The sequence below is a fragment of the Clostridium tarantellae genome, assembly GCF_009295725.1.
Lineage (GTDB): Bacteria > Bacillota > Clostridia > Clostridiales > Clostridiaceae > Sarcina > Sarcina tarantellae.
On sequence record NZ_WHJC01000342.1, the window covers coordinates 1 to 3,298 of the forward strand.

Sequence of the window (3,298 nt, forward strand, 5' to 3'; positions counted from 1 at the left end):
AACAATAACAGGGTTGAATCCTTTTTTCTATACTTTTTCACCTAATAGGTGAATTTTTTTTTGTAGAAAAGCATTATTTTAAGCCATATCTATTATGATTTTTATTTTTTCATGAATAATTAGGGTATGATATTATGTTAAAAAAATGAAATTAATAATGGGGATTGTTTTATGGAAAAAAGGGGGATTTTTAATTGTGAGAAAAATAAGTTTAAGTATATGTTTAATGTTATTAGTTACGTTATTTATTGGATGTAGAGTTCAAAATGATACTAGTCTATCTTTAAAAGAAAATAGGATAACTGAATTACCTAAAATAGTAGATTTTGAAAATTATATTATTGAAATAGAAGACATACAATTATTTAAAGAATGTATATTATTACAATATTCTATAACAAGTAAGGATGGATCATCTATAAGTAATAAAGATATTTCAGTAAATTTTAAACTTAAAAATAATACTGTCTATGGTGGAGGTAACTTTGAAATTTTAACTGAACAATTATCTAAAGACAAGATAAGATCATATTCCCAATTTATTATTGCTGCCAAAAGTACAGATTGGATAGATATAGATTTTTTTATAGATGTACAAAGGCCTGGATTAAATGAAGAACCTAATATAGGTTCTTATCATTTAAAAGAAAATAAAAATGATTATGAATATATTAATAAAAAAGTTTCAATAGATGGAATTGATTTTATTATTAAAAGTATTGCTAATTTTGAATTTGGTTCATTACTTAACTTTTATACTAAAAATTTAGATAATGATTTAAATTATAGTATAAAATTAAAATCAAATAATTATATAAATACTTATCCAATTATATTATTACTTACTTTTGAAAAAAATATTTTAAAAGATTTAAATTTAACAGAAAACTATAATGATTTTGATAAAAAAATTACAATAGGGAGTAGTCCTTTAATATATTTAAAGGAAGATATAAATGCAAACAATTTTGAGTTGTATTTAGTTAATAATACTACTAATACTGAAGTTTTGATTTATAAAAAATAATGTATATGTTAAGAAGTACTACTTAGAATTATTTTATTAGTACTTAATGTTTTTAAATAGGTATGGAAAATATTAAAAGTAAAAGGGGTGAAGACATGAATAAAAAGAAAATAATTGCTATTTTTGTTTTAGGGGCTATAGTTATATCTGGGGTATTGTTCTTTAATATTAAATCAAATGACTCCATTAAAAATAATAATACAATAGGAGACCAATTAAGTATAAAAAATGATAAAGCACATGCAAGCTATGAAGAGATACCTTCTTTATCAGTATTAAAATCTAATTCGGATATAATTGTTGAAATTATAGGAACAGATATTATTGAAAATAGAGATTATAAAAATGTTTCAGTTAAAATAAGTACTGTTAAAATTTTGGAAACAATAAAAGGAAATATAAAAGAAAATGAAATTAAAATATTACAGGATGCAGATTTAGATATAACTCCTAAAAAAGATGAGAAATTATTAATGTTTTTAAAGAAAGGAATTGATAATAAGGATTGCTATATTCCTGTAGGTGGAGGTCAAGGAATATACAAAATTATTGAGAATAAAAAAACAAATAATAGAACATTGGAAGCACAGTCTTTATATAATGAAAATATTTTAAAAGATTTAAAAGGAAATTATGATGATTTGAAAAAATCATTTAAATAAAAAGAGATATTTTTAAATAATAAAGTATTTCTAAGTATTAATTAGAAATACTTTAATGTTATTCAAGGTATAAATTATTTAAAGTTTTCAATTATATATACTTTTCTCAATTCTTCAAAAAAAACAATGTATATTTCGGATGAATCAGGCTCAGTTTGAGAGAAATATTGGTAATCATGTTTAAAATCAGGTAAAAATTCACTTGATATATCTAAATTCGATAATATTTTAAGTATATTTAATTCTACATTAATATTTTTATTTTCTTGCCAATTTAAAGATTTAATTATATTAGTAGTATCCTTATATTCAAATATATGATATCTTTGTCCATCTCCTAAAAAGCTATCCCCACTATCATTTGAATAAATTTCATTATATTCTGTTGGTAATTCAATTTTCCAATTTGATTTAATAATATTAGAATAAATATTTTCATTTTTAACAAATTGAAATATTAAAAATCCAATTATACTTAATATTAAAATAATTAAAACTAATACACTTATAAATATTCTTTTTTTTTGCATTTATTAATCCCCCTATAGAAACTATTTCTTGCTTATATTTTACCACATATAGGAAAAAAAGTAGTAGCTGAGATGTAAAATATAAAAAACTAAAAAGGTTGATATAATAATTAATTGGGAAAAAGTTAAATAAGGTAGATCAGTTGTAGCTGTTAAATTTTTTATAAAAGATAAAAATCCTAAAGTTGAAGATGAAAGCAAAGAAAGAAAACCTAGAGGTAAACAATTAAATTTCACAAATTATAGTTAATGAGAATATTATTATGATTCTTTAGAAAAATAATTACTTGGATGGGATTAAACTTATGTCTTATAAAATTTTAGTTTTATGATACACATAAATATATAAGTAAATATTACAATTTATGGTACAATATCATTAAATAATAATATATAAATTCATAAGTAAGGAATAATAGGTTAGTTTATTTCATATTGTATAAATTATTTTTATCATAGCAAAAATGTTAATAAGGGGGAAGGCAATGATAAAGTCACTATATTTTATGTTAGGAGATACTTTTTTACAAAATATAAGCAAAGTTTTAATAATAACCATACCTTTATATCTAATATTTTTAATATTTAAATTTTTTTCAAAGAAAAATACAAAAATAAAAATTTCTAAGAGTATAGGAGAATTTATTTTCTTAGGATATATTGTTGCAGTTTTAGTAGTAACAGATATTATTCTTATAAGAACAAGTGATTTTTCTATGTTTTATGAATATGGTTCAAGAACCATAGAAACAACATTTAAAGGTATTATGATTAATCCAAGTTTAGAACAAGTATTAGTTACGTTAGAACTAGGTTTAAATAATGTTTTGCTTTTTATTCCATTTGGTATATTATTTCCGTTAATTTGTCTAAATAGTCAAAAAAGATTCTTAAAAACTATGCTTTGGGCACTAATATTTGGAATAAGCATAGAGGCTCTACAAACCTTATCTGGCACATTTAATCATATTGATGATATTTTATGGAATATGTTAGGTGTAATAGTAGGGTATGGTTTTTATATGTTAGCCAATAAACTTTTCAAAATATATACTCCGTTTAATCATAACAACTAAAAC

Annotated in this window: 4 protein-coding genes; 3 read left to right on the forward strand and 1 reads right to left on the reverse strand. The window is 21.3% G+C overall.

Annotated features, from left to right (window positions below):
- The first annotated feature begins 196 nt into the window (after positions 1–196).
- Both GBZ86_RS14075 and GBZ86_RS14080 read left to right on the forward strand, forming a co-directional pair.
- Entirely contained in the window at positions 197–1,027 is an 831-nt protein-coding gene (locus GBZ86_RS14075; RefSeq protein WP_152891699.1) for a hypothetical protein, read from the forward strand.
- Between the two features lie 95 nt (positions 1,028–1,122).
- A complete protein-coding gene (locus tag GBZ86_RS14080; RefSeq protein ID WP_152891701.1) occupies positions 1,123–1,689 on the forward strand; it encodes a hypothetical protein in 567 nt (188 codons plus the stop codon).
- 74 nt (positions 1,690–1,763) lie between these two features.
- Here GBZ86_RS14080 and GBZ86_RS14085 read toward each other — a convergent pair whose 3' ends face one another.
- Positions 1,764–2,219 carry a hypothetical protein gene (locus GBZ86_RS14085; protein ID WP_152891703.1) on the reverse strand — a complete coding sequence of 152 codons (456 nt, stop codon included), beginning with the start codon at positions 2,217–2,219 and terminating at the stop codon, positions 1,764–1,766.
- A gap of 485 nt (positions 2,220–2,704) precedes the next feature.
- On the opposite strand from GBZ86_RS14085, the gene GBZ86_RS14090 reads away from it, so the two are divergent.
- Complete coding sequence (locus GBZ86_RS14090; protein ID WP_170272273.1) at positions 2,705–3,295, forward strand: VanZ family protein; 591 nt, start codon at positions 2,705–2,707, stop codon at positions 3,293–3,295.
- Positions 3,296–3,298: the final 3 nt, after the last annotated feature.